15 protein-coding genes and 2 pseudogenes are annotated in these 20,931 nt (G+C 70.1%); 7 read left to right on the forward strand and 10 right to left on the reverse strand.

The genetic code is table 11. The features are described 5' to 3' along the window. The first annotated feature begins 22 nt into the window (after positions 1 to 22). The gene (locus tag ACIRDU_RS27705; protein ID WP_403584050.1) at positions 23 to 2,479 is read left to right on the forward strand and encodes a DNA topoisomerase (ATP-hydrolyzing) subunit A; all 2,457 of its coding nucleotides are present in this window, start codon (positions 23 to 25) and stop codon (positions 2,477 to 2,479) included. Here ACIRDU_RS27705 and ACIRDU_RS27710 read toward each other — a convergent pair. After that, entirely contained in the window at positions 2,476 to 3,609 is a 1,134-nt protein-coding gene (locus tag ACIRDU_RS27710) for a CobW family GTP-binding protein (RefSeq protein WP_403584053.1), read from the reverse strand. The genes ACIRDU_RS27705 and ACIRDU_RS27710 overlap by 4 nt on opposite strands. Positions 3,610 to 3,930: 321 nt before the next feature. Between ACIRDU_RS27710 and ACIRDU_RS27715 the strand changes: the two genes are divergently transcribed. Both ACIRDU_RS27715 and ACIRDU_RS27720 read left to right on the forward strand, forming a co-directional pair. Continuing rightward, a complete protein-coding gene (locus ACIRDU_RS27715) occupies positions 3,931 to 4,488 on the forward strand; it encodes a DUF6082 family protein (RefSeq protein ID WP_403584056.1) in 558 nt (185 codons plus the stop codon). Between the two features lie 263 nt (positions 4,489 to 4,751). After that, positions 4,752 to 4,991, forward strand: coding sequence for a hypothetical protein (locus ACIRDU_RS27720; RefSeq protein WP_403584058.1), 240 nt, complete (start codon positions 4,752 to 4,754; stop codon positions 4,989 to 4,991). Between the two features lie 240 nt (positions 4,992 to 5,231). Here the strand turns inward: ACIRDU_RS27720 and ACIRDU_RS27725 are convergent. Next, positions 5,232 to 5,374, reverse strand: a pseudogene (locus ACIRDU_RS27725) (citrate/2-methylcitrate synthase); the annotation flags it as partial. 48 nt (positions 5,375 to 5,422) lie between these two features. Here ACIRDU_RS27725 and ACIRDU_RS27730 point away from each other — a divergent pair. The 3 genes from ACIRDU_RS27730 (at position 5,423) to ACIRDU_RS27740 (ending at position 8,867) form a co-directional block, all read left to right on the forward strand. Then, the gene (locus tag ACIRDU_RS27730) at positions 5,423 to 6,367 is read left to right on the forward strand and encodes a sucrase ferredoxin (protein ID WP_403584060.1); all 945 of its coding nucleotides are present in this window, start codon (positions 5,423 to 5,425) and stop codon (positions 6,365 to 6,367) included. 146 nt (positions 6,368 to 6,513) lie between these two features. Next, positions 6,514 to 8,187, forward strand: a complete 1,674-nt coding sequence (locus tag ACIRDU_RS27735; RefSeq protein WP_403584062.1) for an ATP-binding protein — start codon at positions 6,514 to 6,516, stop codon at positions 8,185 to 8,187. Next, positions 8,187 to 8,867 carry a response regulator gene (locus tag ACIRDU_RS27740; protein WP_403584064.1) on the forward strand — a complete coding sequence of 227 codons (681 nt, stop codon included), beginning with the start codon at positions 8,187 to 8,189 and terminating at the stop codon, positions 8,865 to 8,867. Before ACIRDU_RS27735 ends, ACIRDU_RS27740 begins: the two co-directional genes overlap by 1 nt. A 73-nt stretch (positions 8,868 to 8,940) precedes the next feature. Here the strand turns inward: ACIRDU_RS27740 and ACIRDU_RS27745 are convergent, their stop codons facing one another. The 4 genes and pseudogenes from ACIRDU_RS27745 to ACIRDU_RS27760 form a co-directional block, all read right to left on the reverse strand. Next, positions 8,941 to 10,533 (reverse strand): cation acetate symporter, encoded by a 1,593-nt coding sequence (locus ACIRDU_RS27745; protein ID WP_403584067.1) that lies wholly within the window; start codon positions 10,531 to 10,533, stop codon positions 8,941 to 8,943. Then, positions 10,530 to 11,090 carry a DUF485 domain-containing protein gene (locus ACIRDU_RS27750; RefSeq protein WP_403584069.1) on the reverse strand — a complete coding sequence of 187 codons (561 nt, stop codon included), beginning with the start codon at positions 11,088 to 11,090 and terminating at the stop codon, positions 10,530 to 10,532. The genes ACIRDU_RS27745 and ACIRDU_RS27750 overlap by 4 nt, the downstream gene beginning before the upstream one ends. A gap of 68 nt (positions 11,091 to 11,158) precedes the next feature. After that, positions 11,159 to 11,335: pseudogene (locus ACIRDU_RS27755) on the reverse strand (response regulator transcription factor); the annotation flags it as partial. Positions 11,336 to 11,843: 508 nt separating this feature from the next. Continuing rightward, complete coding sequence (locus tag ACIRDU_RS27760; protein WP_403584072.1) at positions 11,844 to 13,967, reverse strand: type IIA DNA topoisomerase subunit B; 2,124 nt, start codon at positions 13,965 to 13,967, stop codon at positions 11,844 to 11,846. Between the two features lie 441 nt (positions 13,968 to 14,408). Here ACIRDU_RS27760 and ACIRDU_RS27765 point away from each other — a divergent pair, with 441 nt between their 5' ends. After that, positions 14,409 to 14,642: a hypothetical protein gene (locus tag ACIRDU_RS27765; protein WP_403584074.1), complete on the forward strand. Its 234-nt coding sequence runs from the start codon at positions 14,409 to 14,411 to the stop codon at positions 14,640 to 14,642. 120 nt (positions 14,643 to 14,762) lie between these two features. On the opposite strand, the gene ACIRDU_RS27770 is transcribed toward ACIRDU_RS27765, so the two are convergent. The 4 genes from ACIRDU_RS27770 to ACIRDU_RS27785 all read right to left on the reverse strand — a co-directional run bounded on the left by ACIRDU_RS27770 (position 14,763) and on the right by ACIRDU_RS27785 (position 20,843). Continuing rightward, positions 14,763 to 15,611, reverse strand: coding sequence for a serine protease (locus ACIRDU_RS27770; RefSeq protein WP_403584077.1), 849 nt, complete (start codon positions 15,609 to 15,611; stop codon positions 14,763 to 14,765). A gap of 136 nt (positions 15,612 to 15,747) precedes the next feature. Continuing rightward, entirely contained in the window at positions 15,748 to 17,289 is a 1,542-nt protein-coding gene (locus ACIRDU_RS27775; protein WP_403584079.1) for an RNA polymerase sigma factor, read from the reverse strand. 426 nt (positions 17,290 to 17,715) lie between these two features. Further along, a complete protein-coding gene (locus ACIRDU_RS27780) occupies positions 17,716 to 18,603 on the reverse strand; it encodes a FadR/GntR family transcriptional regulator (protein ID WP_403584082.1) in 888 nt (295 codons plus the stop codon). A 161-nt stretch (positions 18,604 to 18,764) separates the two neighbouring features. Next, positions 18,765 to 20,843: an ATP-binding cassette domain-containing protein gene (locus ACIRDU_RS27785; RefSeq protein ID WP_403584084.1), complete on the reverse strand. Its 2,079-nt coding sequence runs from the start codon at positions 20,841 to 20,843 to the stop codon at positions 18,765 to 18,767. Positions 20,844 to 20,931 lie beyond the last annotated feature (88 nt).

The following is a 20,931-nucleotide window of genomic DNA, read 5'->3' on the forward strand; positions in this document are numbered from 1 at the left end:
GTAACAGGAGGAGCCGGCAGCGATGGCCCGCCGCAGCACGAAGACCCCGCCGCCCGACGACTCGTACGAGGAGCGGATCCTCGATATCGACGTCGTCGACGAGATGCAGGGCTCCTTCCTCGAGTACGCGTACTCGGTCATCTACTCCCGCGCCCTGCCGGACGCACGCGACGGCCTCAAGCCGGTGCACCGCCGCATCGTCTACCAGATGAGCGAGATGGGGCTGCGCCCCGAGCGCGGGTACGTCAAGTGCGCCCGTGTCGTCGGCGAGGTGATGGGCAAGCTGCACCCGCACGGCGACGCGTCGATCTACGACGCCCTCGTGCGCATGGCCCAGCCCTTCTCGATGCGGGTCCCCCTGGTCGACGGCCACGGCAACTTCGGCTCGCTGGGCAACGACGACCCGCCGGCCGCCATGCGGTACACCGAGTGCCGGATGGCCGAGGCCACGAGCCTGATGACGGAGTCGATCGACGAGGACACCGTCGACTTCAACCCCAACTACGACGGCCAGGAGCAGGAGCCGGTGGCCCTGCCCGCCGCCTTCCCCAACCTGCTGGTCAACGGCGCCTCGGGCATCGCGGTCGGCATGGCCACGAACATGGCGCCGCACAACCTGCGCGAGGTCATCGCCGCCGCCCGCCACCTGATCAGGTACCCGAACGCGGATCTCGACGCCCTGATGAAGCACGTCCCGGGCCCCGACCTGCCCACCGGCGGCCGCATCGTCGGTCTGTCCGGCATCCGGGACGCGTACGAGTCCGGGCGCGGCACGTTCAAGATCCGCGCGACGGTGTCGGTGGAGCCCGTGACGGCCCGCCGCAAGGGTCTCGTCGTCACGGAGCTGCCGTTCACGGTCGGCCCCGAGAAGGTCATCGCCAAGATCAAGGACCTGGTCGGTTCGAAGAAGATCCAGGGCATCGCCGACGTCAAGGACCTCACCGACCGCGCGCACGGCCTGCGCCTGGTCATCGAGATCAAGAACGGCTTCGTGCCGGAGGCGGTCCTGGAGCAGCTCTACAAGCTGACGCCGATGGAGGAGTCCTTCGGCATCAACAACGTGGCCTTGGTCGACGGCCAGCCGCTCACGCTGGGCCTCAAGGAGCTCCTGGAGGTCTATCTCGACCACCGCTTCAACGTCGTGCGGCGGCGTTCGGAGTTCCGCCGCGGCAAGAAGCGCGACCGGCTGCACCTGGTCGAGGGCCTGCTGACGGCCCTGCTGGACATCGACGAGGTCATCCGCCTGATCCGCTCCAGCGAGAACTCCGCGCAGGCCAAGCAGCGCCTGATGGAGCAGTTCTCGCTGAGCGAGGTGCAGACGCAGTACATCCTCGACACACCGCTGCGCCGTCTGACCAAGTACGACCGCATCGAGCTGGAGTCGGAGAAGGACCGCCTCAACGCGGAGATCGAGGAGCTGACCCGCATCCTCGACTCGGACGCGGAGCTGCGCAAGCTGGTCTCCTCCGAACTGGCCACGGTCGCCAAGAAGTTCGGCACCGACCGGCGTACGGTCCTGCTGGAGTCGGGCGGTGCCCCGGTCTCGACCGTGCCGCTTCAGGTGGCCGACGACCCGTGCCGGGTGCTGCTGTCCTCCACGGGCCTGCTGGCCCGTACGGCGAACGGGGAGCCGTTCGCGGAGGACGCCGGTGCCAAGCGTGTGAAGCACGACGTGATCGTCTCGGCGGTGCCGGCCACCGCCCGCGGTGAGGTGGGTGCGGTCACCTCGGCGGGCCGGCTGCTGCGACTGAACGTGATCGACCTGCCCCAGCTCCCGGAGACGCTGTCGGCGCCGAACCTCGCGGGAGGCGCCCCGCTGGCGGAGTTCGTCTCCCTGGAGGACGACGAGACGGTGGTCTGCCTGACCACGCTCGACGAGTCGTCGCCGGGCCTGGCGCTCGGCACGGCACAGGGCGTCGTCAAGCGCGTGGTGCCGGACTATCCGGCCAACAAGGAAGAGCTCGAGGTGATCACCCTCAAGGAGGGTGACCGGATCGTCGGCGCGGTCGAGCTGCGCACCGGTGAGGAGGACCTGGTCTTCATCACCGACGACGCGCAGTTGCTGCGCTTCCAGGCGTCCCAGGTCCGCCCGCAGGGCCGCCCGGCCGGCGGTGTGGCCGGCATCAAGCTCGCCGAGGGTGCGAAGGTCATCTCCTTCACGGCGGTGGACCCGGCCGTGGACGCCGTCGTCTTCACCGTCGCGGGCTCCCGGGGCACGCTGGACGACTCCGTCCAGACCACGGCCAAGCTGACGCCGTTCGACCAGTATCCGCGCAAGGGCCGCGCCACCGGCGGCGTCCGCTGTCAGCGGTTCCTGAAGGGCGAGGACTGCCTGTCCCTGGCCTGGGCGGGCCCCGTCCCGGCTCTCGCCGCGCAGAAGAACGGCACCCCGGCGGCGCTCCCGGACATCGACCCGCGCCGCGACGGCTCGGGTGTGTCCCTGGCGAAGACGGTGTCGGTGGTGGCCGGGCCGGTCTAGGCCGGATCGGCGAGATCCTCTCCGGGACCGCGTACGTACCGCAGGACGCCCCACATGCCGTGCTCGTCGGCGTGTGGGGCCTCGCTCCTGCACGCCTCCAGCTCCTTGCCGAGGGCGGGAACGTCGATCCCGGAGCCGATGAGGACCAGCTGGGTGAGGCGTTCGCCGCCGGCCGGCCAGGGCTCGGGGTAGAAGCGCAGGAACCGCCCGACGGCATGGACGGCGTAGCGGTTGCGGACGTCGTACGGCCCGAAGTCGACGTAGCCCTTGATCCGGTACAGCCCCTCGGGCCGGCTGTCGAGGAACGCCATCAGGCGGCGCGGGTCGAGGGGGTCCGGGGAGACGAACGACAGGCTGTCGTAGGCGGCGTGCAGGTGTCCGGTGTGGTCGTCCGAAGCGCGTGGGTGCGGGTTGTCGTCGTGGTGGCCTTCGTCGTGGTCACTGTCGCAGGCGTCGCTCTCATCGGGGTCGTCGTCGTGGGGCAGGTCGTCGAAGGACAGCTGCCCGATGCGCTCCTCGCTCGGCCGGCAGTCGAAGAGGAATTCCGGGTCGATCCGCCCGTAGGAGGCCGGGACGACGGCGGCGTGGTCGACGAGGGACCGCACCAGCCCGAGGACGCGTTCGCCGTCCGCCGCCCGGTCGAGCTTGTTGACCACCACGAGGTCGGCCAGCGCGAGATGCCGGTCGATCTCGGGGTGCCTGGCCCGGGTGTCGTCGAACTCGGCGGCGTCGACGACCTCGACGAGCCCGCCGTACACGACCCCCGGATGCTCGCTGGCGAGCAGCATCCGCACGAGTTCCTGCGGCTCGGCGAGACCGCTGGCCTCGATGACGATGACGTCGATGCCGAGGGAGGGCTCCGCGAGCCGCTCCAGGTACTGGTCCAGTTCGCTCGCGTCGACGGCACAGCACAGGCAGCCGTTGCCGAGGGAGACCGTCGAGTCGCCGAGCGATCCCGCCACCGCCATCGCGTCGATCTCGATCGCCCCGAAGTCGTTGACGATGGCGCCGATTCGGCTGCCACCACTGCGGTGCAGGAGGTGATTGAGCAGGGTGGTCTTTCCCGAGCCGAGGAAGCCGGCCAGGACGACGACCGGGATCTGCTGCGGTTTCGGACTCGGCTGACTCACCGTGCGACCTCTCTCGCGCCGACGCGTGCACCGGCTCGCGTTCCCGGCACACGTGGGAAATGGGGATGCCGCCCCAGGATACGAGCCGTGAGATCCACGCCGAAGTGAACGATTGTTAGCACCACTCGCGGGGCAGACGTTGGGCATGGCGCCGGTTTGTGCGACCCTCGCTTCCCTCCGTGCGCCTCCTCTCCGCCTCCCCGCCGATCAGAGCCGCTCGGCACTCTGGGAGACGGCAAGCGCCGCCCATCGCTCGCCGGTCCCCTCCAGTCGACCCGCACCCCGACGACCGGCGGACGGCCGCCTGAACCGGGGGTTGACATGGCCACACAGAAAATTGGGTTTCGAGGACTGAGGGCCACCGCCTCGGCAGGTATGGGCCTGGCGGCGGGTGCCGCCGTCGCCCTGGCCCTGCAATGGCCCGCGTTCCATGCGTTGCGCGCCCGGATCGAGCACCTGGAGGAGGCCGCGCAGTCGCAGCGCCGGACCAACTTCGCGCACCAGCAGCGTCTGCACTGGGAGTTGCTGAGCAAGGCGATGGACGACCCGGAGCTGGCCGAGGTGCTCGACGCCTACGACGGCACCGTCTCCCCCGGGAAGCAGCGCCAGTTCCTCTTCGCCAACGCCCTCTACACCAACGCCCTGTGCTACTACCGCATGGGCAACGTCACCAAGGAGGAGTTCTTCGGCTTCGCCCGGAGCATGCTGCAGAACCCCCTCTTCCGGGAGTACTGGTACGCCACCCGTCCGCACCGGGCGACCCTCGTCGACACCTCCGACGAGGCCGGGCTCGGACGCATGGTCGACGATCTTCTCGTGCAGCTGGAGGAGGCGGACATCGACGAGTGGTGGGTGGTCGGGGATCCGCCGGGCGAGTAGTTCCACGCCTCGGCGGTAAGCGCCGTACCTCGCGGATCACTCTCCGGAACGCATCACACGGCTGGGCGGTAACGAACCCATAAACCGGCGCGTTTCCCCAGGTGCCAACAAGGTTGACTACTGCGCATCCCGCGAACCGGGTCGACCACCGCCGAACCGCCGCTCCACGCCGCCCGGTTGTCGAGGCCGCGGCCCCACAGGGCCGCATCGCACCGCAGGCGCAGTGCGCACCACGCCTCGAGATCAGAAGGAACGCAAGAACAGTGAGCCACATCATCCGTCGGATCGGCACCCCTCCCAGCGCCCGGGGCAGTACGACTGGTGCCAATTGCCCCGATGTCTTCGAGCTGTCCGACGGCAGGTTCGCTGTGATCGGCACGGACCTCACCGAAGAACTCGACGGAAAGCTCCCCGCCGATGCGAGCAGGGCGGACTACGAGCGCATCGTCGTCGTGTCCCGCAGGACCCTCATCGACGCCAAGGCCGACATCCCCGACGCCTGATCCCGCCACGGTCACTCATCGGGCCGGACGTCAGAGGCCCAGCACCTTCCGGTGCCGGGCCTCTCGTACCCCTCCGACGCCTTCGCTCACGCGGGCACATGCGCCGACGCCTCCGGCCCCACACCGCGCCACCGGCCTGATGATCTTCGCGCCCTCCGCCTGCTCCAGGATGTCGACGCTCCAGCCCACACCCCGCCCGGCGGTCCTTCGCCGCGCCGAGCAGCGACAATGCCGTACGCATGCGAAGGCCGTGCTCTGCCCGGAGTCTGGCAGTTCGCCGTGCACGAGCAGATGCCAGACGTCCTCGAAGCCGCGGGTCCGCACAAGGTCGACGGCCGACTACCGCGGTAGCGGTAGAAGCGACCACTGCCGGAGTAGAGCAGGGCGGGGCCGAAAGTCGCCGCGACCGAAGTCAGGTTAGGCTCACCTCTGTGAGTACGTGCTCAAGCGTCTCCCGGAACTTCGACGAGCCCGTTTCGGGAACCGCGGCCACCGCGAGGACCTGGCTGTTGCTGGAACAGCCCGGTCCGTGGGGTGCCAAGGCGCTCACTTCGAGCCACCTGGACCCCGCACTGGGACGTGCCCTGGAAGCGGCCGCGAAGGACACGGGCGTACGGATCGCGCTCATCCGCCGCCCAGGGCGCCACGCAGACCGCCGTATGCCCGCCACACGCCGGGTGTACGCGGCCCATGCCGTCCCGGGAAACGTGTGGCTGCACAGTGCGTCGACCTCGGACCCCGCACGGCTGCTCGATCTCGACTTCGCCGCACTCGGCCGGGGCGACCACCACACGTTCGACGCGCTGCTCGGCGGGCGGCCCCACGACGGTGATCCGCTCGCCCTCGTCTGCACCAACGGCAAGCGCGACCGCTGCTGCGCCCTCCTCGGCCGGCCTCTCGCGGCCGAGCTGGCGACATCCGGAGTCGAGGGCGTCTGGGAGGTCACCCATCTGGGTGGTCACCGCTTCTCCCCGACGGTGCTCGTACTGCCGTACGGATACGCGTACGGCCGGGCCGAGGCGCACTCCCTCAAGGAGGTCCTGCACGGCGCGCGGGAGGGACGGATCGTCGTGGAGGGCTGCCGGGGCAACTCGGCCTGGGAGCGACCCGGTCAGGCGGCCGAGCTGGCCGTGCGCACCAGGACCGGCGAGTTCGCCGCCGAGGCGCTGAGCGTCGTCCGGACCGTCGGCGCGGCCCGGCGCTGGGAGGTGACCGTCGCCCACACCGACGGACGCCGCTGGCTGGTCGACGTGGCCCAGGGAGCGGCGCTGCCACCTCGTCCGGAGAGCTGCGGGGCGTCCGTCCTCGGTTCACCCGCGCGGATGGACGTGGTGGCGGTGCGCGAGATGAGGCTGGCGACGGCGCTGGCCGGCTGACCGTCCGGCATGGATGCCCCAAAGCATCGATGCCGCTGCTCCAGACGTTGATGCTGCCTCTGTGCACATCGATCTGCACACTTGATCTGGAGATCCACGCCACACCCGTCTACGGCAGCCGTCCGGCCGCACGTACCGTCTGGGGTATGAGCCCCACTCCCCCCGCACGCCGCCTGCGCCTCGGCCTGCCCCGGCGGGTGTTCTCGCAGGTGCTGCTGATGCAGGTGGCGATCGCCGCGGGAGTCGCCGTCCTCGCGACCGGGCTGTTCCTCGCCCCCCTCAGCAACCAGCTGGACGACCAGGCGATGCGCCGCGCGCTCGCGATCGCGCAGACCACCGCCCAGCAGCCCGGGCTCGCGGCAGAGGTGAGGGACACGCCTCCGTCGCCGAACGGCCCGGTGCAGAAGGAGGCGGAGCGGATCCGTAAGGCCACCAAGGCCGAGTACGTCGTGGTGATGGACTGGCGGGGCGTGCGCTGGTCGCACACGGACCCGAAGCAGATCGGCGGCATCGTCTCGACCGACCCCGGCCAGGCCCTGGCGGGCAAGGAGGTCATGGAGATCGACAGCGGCACCCTGGGGCGCTCCGCCCGGGGCAAGGTGCCGTTGCGCGACAGCGACGGCACGGTCGTCGGCGCGGTCTCGGTCGGCATCGCCTACGACAGTGTCCGGGCCCGGCTGATCCACGCGATCCCGGGGCTCCTCGCGTACGCCGGCGGCGCCCTGGCCGTGGGAGCGCTGGCCGCGTGGCTCATCTCCCGCCGGGTCCACCGACAGACCCGGGACCTGGCCTTCTCGGACATCGCGGCACTCCTGTCGGAACGCGAGGCGATGCTGCACGGCATCCGGGAGGGCGTCGTCGCCCTGGACCGCACCGGCCGCATCCGCCTCGTGAACGACGAGGCACAGCGCCTGCTGGGCCTCGGGGAGACGGTGGTGGGCCGTACGCCCGACGACGCGCTCGGCGCGGGCCGTACGGCCGATGTGCTGGCCGGACGTGTCACGGGCACGGATCTGCTCACCGTGCGTGGCCAGCGGGTGCTGGTCGCCAACCGCATGCCCACCGACGACGGCGGCGCGGTGGCCACCCTGCGCGACCGGACCGAGCTGGAGCAGCTGGGCCGCGAGCTGGACTCCACCCGCGGCCTGATCGACGCCCTGCGGGCGCAGGACCACGAGCACGCCAACCGTATGCACACGCTTCTGGGCCTGCTGGAACTGGAGATGTTCGACGACGCCGTCGAGTTCGTCGGCGAGGTGGTCGGCGATCACCGGGCCACCGCGGAACAGGTCACCGAGCGGATCGAGGACCCGCTGCTCGCCGCCCTCCTGGTCGGCAAGGCGACCGTCGCCGCCGAGCGGGGCGTCGCCCTGTGGGTGTCGGACCGGACCCGGCTGCCCGACCGGCTGGTCGACCCGCAGGGGCTCGTCACGGTCGTGGGGAATCTGGTGGACAACGCCCTCGACGCCGTCGCCGGCAAGCCGCACGCGCGCGTGGAGGTCGAACTGCGCGCCGAGGGGCGTACGGCGATCCTCAGGGTGCGCGACACGGGGCCGGGGATCCCGCCGGAGCACCGGGAGTTGATCTTCACCACGGGATGGTCCACGAAGAAGCCGCCGGCCCACCGGGAGCGGGGTATCGGGCTCTCCCTGGTGCGCAGGCTGGCCGAGCGGCAGGGTGGCACCGCGACCGTCGGTGAGGCGCACGGCGGGGGCGCGGAGTTCACCGTCGTCCTTCCCGAGGCGCTGGCCGAGCCGGGCCCCGAACCGGCCACACTGACCGTGCCGTCAGCCCCGCAGACCGCCGAGGAGGAGTCGTGATGATCGAGGTGCTGGTCGTGGACGACGACACGAGGGTCGCGCGGGTCAATGCCGCCTACGTCGAGAAGGTTCCGGGCTTCCATGTGGCCGGGGAGGCCCACAGCGCCGCGGAAGCGCTGCACCGACTGGAGACGCTGCCCCGGCTGGACCTGGTGCTCCTGGACCACTACCTGCCGGACGCGACAGGGCTGGCGGTCGTCCAGGAGATGCGGCGGCGCGGCCACCAGGCCGACGTGATCATGGTGACGGCGGCCCGGGACGTCTCCACCGTGCGGGCGGCGATGCGGCACGGCGCACTGCAGTACCTGGTCAAGCCGTTCGCCTTCGCCGGCCTGCGCGCCAAGCTGGAGGCCTACGCGGAGCTGCGCCGCACCCTCGACGGCGGCGGGGAAGCCGAACAGGCCGAGGTGGACCGCATCTTCGGGGCCCTGTCGGCGTCCTCGGAGCCCAACCTGCCCAAGGGCCACTCCCCCACCACCGCGGAGCTGGTCCGGCGGTCCCTGATGAACGCGGACGGGCCCCTGTCCGCCCAGGAGATCGCCGAACGCACCGGGGTGAGCCGCCAGACCGCCCAGCGCTATCTGAAGCTCCTGGAACGCACGGGGCGGGCCGTACTGACCCTCAAGTACGGCGACGCGGGCCGCCCGGAACACCGTTACGTGTGGGCGACCCGCGGTTAGCGCGTCCGCTGCTGGCTTCTCCACGACCTCGGTGACGGTTGCCGTCCTGGTCGTGGCAGTGAAGACAGCGGGTCTACGCCGCTCCCGCCCCGGTCAGCGACCGCACCTCGGTCTCCGCGTGCCTGGCCTCGTCCGGGACCTCCGTCGAAGTGACGGTGCCCAGCCAGCCGGCGAGGAAGCCGAGGGGGATCGAGACCAGGCCAGGGTTCTGCAGCGGGAAGTACTGGAGGTCGATGCCCGGGAAGAGCGAGTCGGGACTGCCCGAGACGACCGGGGACAGCACCACGAGCACCACGGCCGGGACCAGGCCGCCGTAGACGGCCCACACGGCGCCCCGCGTGGTGAAGCCGCGCCAGAACAGGGAGTAGAGCAGCACCGGCAGGTTCGCCGAAGCGGCGACGGCGAAGGCCAGGCCGACCAGGAACGCCACATTGAGATCCCGCGCCAGCAGACCGAGCGCGATCGCCACCACGCCTACGCCGACGGCCGCGACACGGGCCACGGCCACCTCGCTGCGGGGCGTCCCGCCCCGGCGCCGCAGGGACGCGTAGAGGTCGTGGGCCACGGACGCCGAGGATGCGAGGGTGATGCCGGCGACCACGGCGAGGATCGTGGCGAAGGCGACCGCGGCGACGATCGCGAAGAGAACCGTCCCCCCGGTGGATCCCGCACCACCGCCCAGATCGAGCGCCAACAGCGGAACCGCCGTGTTCCCGGCCGCGTTCGACCCGCGTACGGCGTCCGGTCCCAGGATGGCGGCCGCGCCGAACCCGAGCACGATCGTCATGAGGTAGAAGCCGCCGATGAGGCCGACGGCCCACACGACCGAGCGGCGGGCGGCGCGCGCGGTGGGCACGGTGTAGAAGCGGGACAGGATGTGCGGCAGCCCCGCTGTACCCAGCACCAGAGCCAGCCCCAGACTGATGAAGTCGAAGCGGGCGGTCCAGTCCCCGCCGTACTTCAGCCCCGGCGCCAGAAACGCCTTCCCGTGCCCGCTGCGCTCGGCGGCCGTGAGCAGCAGCCGGTCCAGGTCGCCGTGGAAGCGCACCAGGACGAGCACCGTCAGCGCGATGGTGCCGCCGAGCAGCAGGACGGCCTTGACGATCTGGATCCATGTGGTCGCCCTCATCCCTCCCATGGACACATAGATCACCATGAGCGCGCCCACACCGATGACGGTCCAGTCCCGCGCCGCGTCGCTCGTACCCCCGAGCAGCAACGCCACCAGACTGCCCGCGCCGACCATCTGCGCCACCAGATACAGAACGGACACGGTGACCGAGGAGGTTCCCGCCGCGATCCGTACCGGCCGCTCCCTCATCCGCGCCGCCACGACGTCGGCGAGCGTGAACCGGCCGCAGTTGCGCACCAGTTCCGCGACCAGGAACAGCACCACCAGCCACGCCACGAGGAACCCGACGACATACAGCAGCCCGTCGTAGCCGAACAGCGCGATGAGTCCGGTGACGCCCAGGAAGGAGGCGGCCGACATGTAGTCGCCGGCGATGGCAAAACCATTCTCCATGGGCGAGAAGAGCCGCCCGCCCGCGTAGAACTCCTCCGCCGAGCCACGCCGGTTGCGGCTGACCCATGTCGTGATCCCCAGCGTGACCGCGACGAACGCGCTGAAGAGCAGCAGCGCCAGCGTCTGGTGTTCCCCCGTCACGACCTACCACCGTTCACGCCACGCGTCAGTTCCTGTGTGTCCCAGCGCAGTTCGAGCGCCGCCCGGTCCCTGCGCAGTCGCGCGTGGCGTGCGTACGCCCAGGTGAGCAGGAACGTGGACAGGAACTGCCCGAGCCCCGCGACCATCGCCACGTTCAACGCTCCCGCCACGGGCCGCGCCATCAGCTCCGGCGCTGTCGTGGCAGCCACGATGTAGCCCACGTACCAGGCGAAGAAGGCCGCGAACGCCGGCACCACGAACCTCCGGTACCGCCTCCGCACCTCCTGAAAGGCCGCACTGCGCTGCACCTCCAGGTACACATCGGCCGCCGCGGGCCCCGTCCCGCCCTCCGAACGTGCGGGCGGAACCACCACCGGGGCGGGGACTCCGGCATCGGCCGACTCGCCCCAGCCGGAGGCGAGGGCGTCGTACCAGGGATCCTCGTACCTCAGCTGTCCGGCCTCCTCGGCCGGGACCTGGGCATGCCCGTCGAGAGGATCGACCCGACTCTCCTGGCCGGCCCCGCCGCCGGGGGGACGGCCCTTGCTTGGCTGCATGCCCAAGGATGGACAGAACGGGAAGATCCCCGACTCTTCTTCCCCTCGCTCTTCACCCCATCAGGTGACTAACCCGCTGGTGGCCGCACAAGTCCCTTCCCATAGGCGTAACGCGCCGCCTGCGCAGGTCCTTGATCCCCGTCTTGGTGAAGAGGTTGTTGATGTGGGTCTTCACGGTGGCGGTGGAGACATGAAGCCTTCGGGCGATCTCGGGGTTGCTGAGCTCCCTCGGCGATGAGGACCAGGGGCCCGTACGAACCGAAGGCCACACCCGCCGCGATGAGAGCGACCGCCGGTGGTAGCCGCCCCAGCACGGCACTGCGCACCCGCACCACATCACGAGGGCCGCCACCGAGAACCCCGAGGCATGGGCAGCGACGGCGATGCCCTGAAGCAGCGCGAACGACGCCGGCGACGGCCACAGCCGGTGCCGGAGTGGGTCCGGAAGAACTCTTTGGCGAGAAGTGCGGCGAGAAGCCCGCCCGCGACGCCATCACGCCTCCGTGAGCGAGAAGGGATGCCGGCAGCGGGTGCCGCCGACGTCTTCGACGCTACGGAATCCGCCAGGTCAAGGGATCGGAGCCCGGGTGGATCATGGGTGGATCCCCGACCGTGCGTCTCTCCACCCAGGGGTGGAGACATCTCGGCACGGCCGGGACGATCTCCCGGCGCCTCCTGCATGCCGGACCACTGCGGGCACCGGCCGGGGCACCACACACCCCGGCCGTGTCCGGCGGCAGCCGGGTGCGGCGGCTACGCGTCGATCCGCGACCGGTCCAGCGTCGCCGCCGAGTTGGAGATGAACTCCTTGCGCGGCGCCACGTCGTTGCCCATCAGCAGATCGAAGACCTGCTCGGCGGCCTCCAGGTCGGACAGGTTGATCCGGCGCAGGGTGCGATGGCGCGGGTCCATCGTCGTCTCGGCCAGCTGGTCGGCGTCCATCTCACCAAGACCCTTGTAGCGCTGGATCGAGTCCTTGTAGCGGATGCCCTTGCTCTGGAACTCCATGAGCGTGTCGCGCAGTTCGCGGTCCGAGTACGTGTAGACGTACTTGTCCTGGCCCTTCTTCGGCTGGACGATCTCGATGCGGTGCAGCGGCGGCACCGCCGCGAAGACCCGGCCTGCCTCGACCATGGGCCGCATGTAGCGGTGGAACAGCGTCAGCAGCAGGGTGCGGATGTGCGAGCCGTCGACATCGGCGTCGGTCATCATGATGATCTTGCCGTACCGGGCGGTGTCGATGTCGAAGGTCCGGCCCGAGCCGGCTCCTATGACCTGGATGATCGCGCCGCATTCGGCGTTCTTCAGCATGTCCGTCACGGAAGACTTCTGGACGTTGAGGATCTTGCCTCGGATCGGCAGCAGCGCCTGGAACTCGGAGTTCCGGGCGAGCTTCGCCGTGCCGAGCGCGGAGTCACCCTCGACGATGAACAGCTCGCTGCGATCGACGTCGTCACTGCGGCAGTCGGCGAGCTTGGCCGGCAGCGAGGAGGACTCCAGGGCCGTCTTGCGGCGCTGCGCGTCCTTGTGCTGCCGGGCGGCGATACGCGTGCGGGCCGCTGCGACGGCCTTCTCCATGACGACACGCGCCTGCTGAGCGGCGTCCCGCTTCGTGGACGTGAGGAACGCCTTGAGTTCCTTCGTGACCACGTTGTTCACGATGCGGCGGGCCGCCGAGGTCCCGAGGACCTCCTTGGTCTGGCCTTCGAACTGCGGCTCGGCGAGGCGCACGGTGACGACCGCGGTCAGGCCCTCCAGGGCGTCGTCCTTGACGATGTCGTCCTCGGCGACGCGCAGGAGCTTCTTGGCGCGCAGCACCTCGTTCATCGTCTTGGCGACGGCCTGCTCGAAGCCCGCGACGTGGGTGCCGCCCTTGGGCGTGGCGATGATGTTGACGAACGACCGAAGCGTCGTGTCGTAGCCCGTCCCCCAACGCAGCGCGACGTCGACCCCGAGCTCGCGGGTGACCTCGGTGGGCGTCATCTGACCGTGGTCGTCCAGGACGGGGACCGTCTCCTTGAAGGTGCCCTGCCCGGAGAAGCGGAGGACGTCGCAGACCGGCTTGTCGTTGGCCAGGTACTCGCAGAACTCACTGATTCCGCCGTCGAAGCGGAAGGACTCCTCGCCCTTGCTGCCGCCCTCGCCGAGCCCGTACTCGTCGCGCACCACGATGGTCAGACCGGGCACCAGGAACGCCGTCTGGCGGGCGCGTTGGTGCAGCGTCTCCAGGTTGAGCTTGGCGTCCTTGAGGAAGATCTGGCGATCGGCCCAGTACCGCACGCGGGTGCCGGTGCGGGTCTTCGGGATCTTCTTGGCCTTGCGCAGACCGCTCTTGGCCTCGAACGCGGCCTCCGCGCCGTTCCCGGCGAAGGCGCCCGGGACTCCGCGCCGGAAGCTGATCGCGTGGGTGTGCCCGCCGCGGTCCACCTCGACGTCCAGCCGGGCGGACAGGGCGTTCACCACGGAGGCGCCGACGCCGTGCAGGCCGCCGGAGGCGGCGTACGAGCCGCCGCCGAACTTGCCGCCGGCGTGCAGCTTGGTCATGACGACCTCGACACCGGAGAGGCCGGTCTTGGGCTCGACGTCGATCGGGATGCCCCGGCCGTTGTCCCGGACCTCGACCGAGCCGTCGTCCTGGAGGATCACCTCGATGTGGTCGCAGTACCCGCCCAGGGCCTCGTCGACCGAGTTGTCGATGATCTCCCAGACGCAGTGCATCAAGCCACGGCTGTCGGTCGACCCGATGTACATACCCGGGCGCTTGCGTACGGCCTCGAGCCCCTCGAGGACGAGCAGGTGCCGCGCGGTGTAGTTGGAACCGTCCCGGTCAGCTCCTGCCAGCAGAGCTGTGGACGGCACGGACGTCTCGGCGGTCACGCGGTTCGCTCCTCGCTGAATTTCAGATGGGGCCCTCATGGGTAAGGGCGCGGCTTCAGTCACCGGTGAGAGGGTACCGAGGCCTGGTAGAGCCGTTGTAACGCCACCCTCGTCGGAAACTCACCCTAGTCCAGACTCGCATGTACGTTCGATCCCTCGATGGAGTGAAGTACACATCACGTTCCCTTCCAGGCATGAACCATTTAGGCTCCGGGCACGTCCTCATGAACAACCGGCAACCCAGCCGGGCGGACCGACCACCGATATAACGCGAAGCCCCGTAAGACACATAGACACGCAATACGGCACATTCGCCGCCAACCGGCAGCAGACAGCCGCCTCGCAAAGATTCTTTCGAGGAAAAGCCACGAGCGGGAACGTTTGGGGCTGGTTGGATGTTGACCCTGGTACGACAGCTCGTCGAGCTAGAGAAGAGGCGACGTGACTACTGTTCTGACCCCCGCGAGCCCGCTGACGGCCGCTGATCGCTGCGACCGCTGCGGTGCCCAGGCGTACCTGCGCGTCGTCCTGGTCAGCGGCGGCGAACTGCTCTTCTGCGCCCATCACGGCCGCAAGTTCGAGCCGGAACTCAAGAAGATCGCCGCTGAGATACAGGACGAGACGGAGCGGCTCACGTCCGTTCCCGCGAACGACGCCTCCGAAGAAGAGCGCTGACACCTCGCGTCCGACGACGAGCCAGCCCGGCACAGGCCGGTGAACGGGCGGTTGCCTCTGGTCACCAGAGGCAACCGCCCGTCCTCGTCCCCCAAGCCGGCCCAGACTCCGCCGGACGCCTCACATACGTTCCGACATCCGTGTCCATCCGAGTGTCCGCACGATGTGGGATACGCGCGTGTACACCCCGGGGCTGTCCGCCCGACCGCAGCCGATCCCCCAGGACACGAGCCCGATCAACCGCCCCTGCGCCACCAGCGGCCCCCCGCTGTCGCCCTGGCAGGCGTCCCGGCCCCCCTCGGTCTCCCCGGCGCACAGCATGCTCGTGGCGTCGTAGGTGCCGTCGGCACCGCCCGGATACGCTTCCTCGCACAAAGCATCGGAGAGCACGCGCACACGTGCCGCCCGCAGACTGCTCGAGTACTCGCCGGTGCCCGAGATGTCACCCCACCCGTACACCGTCGCGGTCCCGCCCGCCGTGTACGCGGGGTCACCGGCCGCCGCCATGGTGATGACCGAGTCGCCGGGGAGCGGTTCGGCCAGGTTGAGCACGGCGAAGTCCCCGGCGTTGCTGACAACGTCGTAGGCCGGGTTCACCCAGGTGCGGCGTACGGCGATCTCCTGGCCGCCGCGGCCCGAGAGCAGGTCTGTGCGGCCCGCTATGACCTTCAGGTCCCGTACCCGCCCCAGCGGCACGCCGAGGACGTCCTCGTCCAGGCAGTGGGCCGCGGTGAGTACGGCGGTGCGGCCGACCACCGCGCCGCCGCAGAACTGCCCCGCGCGCGTACCCCCGAACCGGTCACGACTGGACAGAGCCACTGTCCACGGGCTCTGGGACGCATCGACGGGAGAACCACCTATGACCACGCTGTCGGCGGCCACAGGGGCGCTGGAGCCCACTGATATGGCGGGTACCGCGGCTGCCAGCCCCAGCGCCAGGACCAGAGCTCGTTTCAGTCGGCGACGCATGCACACTCCTCACTCCGTGGTGTCCGTGGAACACCCAGAGTGATTCACCCCGCGGGACCCCGCACCCGCGGCGGTGCGGCACCGCGAAGGCCCGGTCTCCCATCGGGGACCGGGCCTTCGCGTCGTACGACCGTCTCTAGTCGAGGTAGTCGCGCAGAACCTGCGAACGGGACGGGTGACGCAGCTTCGACATGGTCTTGGACTCGATCTGGCGGATCCGCTCACGCGTGACGCCGTAGACCTTGCCGATCTCGTCGAGGGTCTTCGGCTGACCGTCGGTGAGGCCGAAGCGCATCGAGACGACGCCCGCCTCGCGCTCGGACAGGGTGTCCAGGACGGAGTGCAGCTGCTCCTGGAGGAGCGTGAAGCTGACCGCGTCGGCCGGGACGACCGCCTCGGAGTCCTCGATGAGGTCACCGAACTCGCTGTCGCCGTCCTCGCCCAGCGGGGTGTGCAGCGAGATGGGCTCGCGGCCGTACTTCTGGACCTCGATGACCTTCTCAGGGGTCATGTCGAGCTCCTTGGCCAGCTCCTCCGGGGTGGGCTCGCGGCCCAGGTCCTGGAGCATCTGGCGCTGCACACGCGCGAGCTTGTTGATGACCTCGACCATGTGCACCGGGATACGGATGGTGCGGGCCTGGTCGGCCATGGCGCGGGTGATCGCCTGCCGGATCCACCAGGTGGCGTACGTGGAGAACTTGTAGCCCTTGGTGTAGTCGAACTTCTCGACCGCGCGGATCAGACCGAGGTTGCCCTCCTGAATGAGGTCCAGGAACAGCATGCCGCGGCCGGTGTAGCGCTTGGCCAGGGAGACCACCAGACGGAGGTTGGCCTCCAGGAGGTGGTTCTTGGCGCGGCGGCCGTCCTCGGCGATGATCTCCAGCTCGCGCTTGAGCTTGGGGGCGAGCTTGTCGGCGTTGGCCAGCTTGTCCTCGGCGAACAGACCGGCCTCGATGCGCTTGGCGAGCTCGACCTCCTGCTCGGCGTTGAGCAGCGGGACCTTGCCGATCTGCTTGAGGTAGTCCTTGACCGGGTCGGCGGTGGCTCCGGCGGCGGCGACCTGCTGCGCGGGCGCGTCGTCCTCGTCCTCGTCGGAGAGTACGAAGCCCGCGTTCTCGGCGGTGCCCTCGGGCTCCTCACCGGCCTTGCCGGGGGCTGCCTCCTCGAGCACCTCCTCCTCGAGGATCTCGGCGTCGTCCTTCTTGGCGCTGGTCTTCTTGGCCGCCGTCTTCTTCGCGACGGTCTTCTTCACGGCCGCCTTCTTGGCGGTCGTCTTCTTGGCAGCCGCCTTCTTGGCGGGTGCCTCGTCGTCGACGGCGGGCTCGGCGGCGGGCGCCGCCGGCGTGGCGGTGGCGGTGGCCTTCCGGGTGGTCACCGCCTTGGCCGCGACCGTCTTGGTGGCGGTGCGCTTGGCGGGACTCTTCGCTGCGACGCTCTTTCGGGTGCGCTTGGGCTCTGCGGCACTGACCATCAGCGTCACACCCTCTTCCTCGAGGATCTGGTTGAGGCTGCGCAGTACGTTCTTCCACTGAGTGGCCGGAATCTGGTCAGCTTCGAAGGCCCGACGCACGTCATCGCCGGCGATCTGCCCCTCAGCCTTTCCCCGCTCAATGAGCGCCATGACAGAGACGGACTCGGCGATCTCCGGCGGGAGCGTACGGGATGTGCTGGCCGACACGAACAACCTCTCGGAACGTTGGAAAACGGCTTCCGGCCCCGTCCACAGTGGACAGGAGCCGACCACCGGCTTGGGGATGGGCCGACGGCGCGGGCGGGGGCCGGGAAGATGCACAGCGCCGTGAACGGCGTCCGTATTCCCTCCGCGGCTGTCACCTCTTAGGTCATCGCGTTCGTGCCGCCAGCGTTACGCCCAATCCGCGTGGCCCGAGTCACACCCCGTAAGCGAACGAAAACGGTCAGACCCGGGCAGGAGGGGTCACATGCGGCGGCGACCCGGCCGTCCCGCCGGGCCCCGGCCCCTTCGCGCCGTCGGACCCCGCAGGATCACCAGGATCCCACGGGGTCCGACGGGAGGCGGATCACCGATCAGGCACTGCCACAGGAGGGGGGTGGCACACCCGGCCGCGCCGCCCGCGGAACGGGTTCAGTGCTCGCGCGGGGCGGGCACGACCCGTTCCACCCCGGGGTGGACCATGAGGAGCTGGCGCATGGCCGCCTCGGCCGCCGCCCCGTCACCGGTGGCGAGGGCCTCACAGATGCGGCCGTGATGCGCCAGCGACGCCTCGTTCGGCCGGTCACAGCCCGCGACCGGGCCGCCCGAGACCTGAAGAGCCGCGGACACGATTCCGGAGAGGTGCTCCAGCATGCGGTTGCCCGCGACCTGGATCAGCAGCGAGTGGAACTCGGAATCGGCGCGGGAGAAGGTGAGGGCATCACCCTGGGCCATCGCGTGCCCCATGATCTCGACCATGTCCGCGAGGCGCTGCTGGACGTCCTCGCGCCCGTGCCCGGCGGCGAGGCGGGCGGCGAGCGGCTCGATCGTCCACCGCAGCTCGCTCAGCTCGCGGCGCTGGTCGTCGCGCTGCGGCCCGAAGGCCCGCCACTCGATGATGTCCGGGTCGAGGAGGTTCCAGTCACTGACGGGGCGCACACGTGTGCCGACGTTCGGGCGGGCACTCACCAGGCCCTTGGCCTCCAGGACGCGCAGCGACTCGCGGACGACGGTGCGGGAGACCTCGAAACGCTGGCCGATCTCCTCGGGCACCAGCGGGCGGTCGGCACCCAGGTCGCCGGAGACGATCATCTGACCCAACTGCTGGACGAGCTGGCCGTGCAGCCCGCGTCCGCGGCTGCCCGCGGCACGTCGGCCCACACGGCCCAGATCGGGGTCCGCACCCTCCCAGGCAGGGATCCCGACGCGGTCGACGGCGGGCGCCTCGGCGTACGGGTAGCGGTCGAGTTCGCCCGGGCTCGTGAGGCCGGAGTCAGCGGAGCGGGCGGCGGTCATCATGGTGTGCGCAAGGGTACTCACGCATCCTTTGTCGGCGTCGTCTCCAACTCCCTTGAGGTCTTTGGTGAAAAGCACACGAAAGGGTGATCGCTCACCCCGTCGCAATTGACGCCTTATCGGAAAGAAATGGGCGCTCTGCGGGGAGTTGTGCGCATGGCCGGACTAAGGGTTACGGACAGTCGTCACCGGAGTCTGCTGCGCAGGGTGGTGAGGAGATACGCGCAGAGCAGCGCGGTCAGCGACAACGTCAGTGCCCCGCCCACCGGTTGGGAGATCACCTCGAAGGCGGCCTCCAGGTAGTGCTCTCCCCCGAAGGGCCATCGCGGCAGGAGGGCCTCCCGCAGTCTCATCGGAAGTCCGGCCGCGGTTCGCACGGACGGCCCGTCCACGAGCTGGTGCACGACGGGCACCACGAGGAGGGGGACGGCGGCCACAGCGGCGAGCCCGGCCGTGGTGGACCGGAAGACACCTGCGGCCAGTACGCCCGCCCAGGCGCAGCCGATCACGAGCCCCATCCAACTCACACTCAGGGTGAACCAGTCGGCGGGAACCTGGGCGAGCTCCCGTCCGTAGACGAGATAGAGCACTTCGGCGTCGCAGCCGACGGTGAGGACGGCCAGCACCAGCGCGGTGGCCGAGGAGACGAGCAGTTTGGCGGCCAGCAGCCCCAGCCGGCGGGGCACGGTGCCGCGGTCCGCAGCCAGAGCGGGGTGGCGGAACTCGTCGCCGAAGGCCAGCGCGCCGAGCAGTCCCGCGCCGAGCGCCGCGGGCGGCAGGGGCAGCTCCTGCGGCCACGCGGCCAGCAGGCGCGGCTGCGGAGTATGTCCGATGCGTGCGAGCACGACGGCGGTCACTGCGGACACGACGAGCACGACGGCCCCGGTCAGGAACCCGGTGCCGATCCCGGCGGCACGGCGGATCTCGTAACGGAGAGGGCGGAGAGGGCTGGGGGCGGGGCGGACGGAGATGGGGGGTGGCAGAGGGGGCAGTGCGTCGAGCGTGCGAGCCGTGCGGGTGCCGTCGGGGTGCGGCGCTCGGAGTGAGGAAGGTGTGGTCGCCGCCGGAGGAGCGTTGTCAGAGCCGATGCTCGGGGAGGCGTTCAGGAGCCCGTGCGGCTCGGCGACGGGTAGCGGTTGCCCGAAGGAAGGCGAGGGCTCGTCTGTGACCGGCTCCGGTGCGTTCGAAAGAGATCGCGGCTCGAGCGGGGGTCGCGGCTCGGTCGTGAGGGGCGCCGCGGGGTCTGTTACGGCCGGCCTCGACGGGTCGAGAGACGGTGCCGGTTCTCCGGGCCGGGGCTCGAGGGCCGTCCGGTGCGTGTGAGGGGTGTGGCCTGGCTCGACGGGGCTTCGGTCAAGCGGCCCACTGGCCTGAGCGATGACTGCACCGGGCCCCATGTCTCCGATCTCGTCGGCGAGTTGGTGTACGACGATGCCGTGACGGAACGCGATCTCGCCGATGTCCGCGCAGGTACCGCCGTACACGGAAAGGCGGTTGCCGCCCTCTCGGACGACTTCGACGGAGCGCTGCGAGGTGCGGGCCTGCTTGGCCAGGAGAGCTGCCAGACGGGCCGCGTGCGGGCTGCGTACGGCGACTCGGGGGCGGAGGCGGGTGCGGGAAAACTCCACGGCCTCCTGGTCGGCCACGATCCTGCCCTGTTCCAGGGTGACGACGCGGTCGGCGGTACGCGCGGCCCCCTTGGGGTCGGCCGTGGTGAACAGGACGGTGCCGCCCTGGGCGGCGTGGGCGCGCAACATGCCGTGCAACCAGGTGCTCTCACGCGCGCAGAGCCCGTCGTCCGGGTCGTCGAGGACGAGGGTGTGCGGGTCGGCCAGGAGGACGCAGGCCAGGCCGAGGCGGCGGTCCATGCCACGGGAGAGGGTGCCGAGGCGTTCCTCGCGCAGGCTCACGAGCCCCACCGCCTCGAGGACTTCGTCGGCACGCCGCACCGGGACCCCCGCGGCGGCGCACAGCATGCGCAGATGACCGCGGACCGTGCGGGCGGGATGCCCGGGCACATCGCCCAGCAGTACGCCGACCTCGCGCGAGGGATGGGCGATGCGGTGCAGGGGGCGGCCCCGGAAGTGAGTGATGCCGCGACCCTGTTGGAGTTCGAGCATGAGTCTGAGAACCGTCGTCTTGCCGGCGCCCGGCGCTCCGAGCAGCGCGGTGATGCGGCCCGCCCGCGCCTCGAAGGAGACGTCGTCGACTGCGGGCGGATGCTCTTTGCGGGGGTTGCTGGTCAGTCCGAAGGCCTGGATCACTCACAGCAAGATAGCGTGCTATGTCCGGTTTTTCGGGCATCACTAGGCCCGCCTCGGACAGGACCGCCACCCGCGGCCGGGCTGCGGG

Source organism: Streptomyces sp. NPDC093598 (genome assembly GCF_044764825.1).
In the GTDB taxonomy this organism is placed as follows: domain Bacteria; phylum Actinomycetota; class Actinomycetes; order Streptomycetales; family Streptomycetaceae; genus Streptomyces.